At 33.1% G+C, this 833-nt stretch carries 1 pseudogene; it reads left to right on the top strand.

Annotation, left to right across the window (positions count from 1 at the left end):
• Positions 1–241: 241 nt before the first annotated feature.
• A pseudogene (locus tag ABD814_RS03105) lies at positions 242–793 on the top strand (GrpB family protein).
• The last annotated feature ends 40 nt before the right edge of the window (positions 794–833 follow it).

Raw genomic sequence — 833 nt, 5'->3', positions numbered from 1 at the left:
CCGCCGTATACGGAACCGTATGTACGGTGGTGTGAGAGGGACGGAGGTTAGTCACCTCCCCCTATCTCGATTTGCAACTATGGCAGTCTTTAAAAAGATAATTAATTTTTAATAAGCAAACGAATTCCTATATATTATAGCATAATAATTTCAAAAGAATCAGTCTATATTTTAAAAAAAGCCTGGTGTATCATGGCTATAGAGGAGTTGAATTATATAGATCTCAAATATAATTGTAGGGATGAGTCTTATGAAACTAGGTTTAAAACAGAATGAAGTAAGAATTGTAGAGTACACACCCGAATGGAATGCAGAATTTGATAAAGTGAAGGAAGAATTAATTGAAAATACAAGTCTTGATGAAAATCGTATCGAGCATATCGGAAGTACAGCAATCAAGGGTATACCGTAAAAGTGAATAATTGACATGTTGGTTGAGCTTGATGACTTGAGTATGGCAGACAAGTCATTATTTAGATCATTTTATAAAACAGGATTCCTGAGGTTAAAAGTAGAGAGAGTGGGAGGAATTGTACTGGAAAAATTTACGGATGATACATATCAAGAGAAAACACATTATATCCATCTAGTTGATTTTCAGAAGGAATTGTGGAACAATCTAATCATTTTCAGAGATTATCTGATAGCTAATGAAACAGCAAAAAATGATTACTTAGAGATAAAACGAAAATATTTTAAAAATCCTTCTACAGGCATAAAAGAATACACTGATTTTAAAGAACATTTTGTTAAAGTAGTAACTCAACTTTCGCACACTGAAATAGACAGATAGACCTTGATATAGTTGGGCAAACCTGTAATCCATTGCTGTA

The organism is Amphibacillus indicireducens (assembly GCF_039539605.1).
GTDB classification, from domain to species: Bacteria; Bacillota; Bacilli; order Bacillales; family Amphibacillaceae; genus Amphibacillus; species Amphibacillus indicireducens.
The sequence above is the reverse complement of the archived record's forward strand: the minus strand, read 5'-3'. Positions and strand labels throughout refer to the sequence as shown.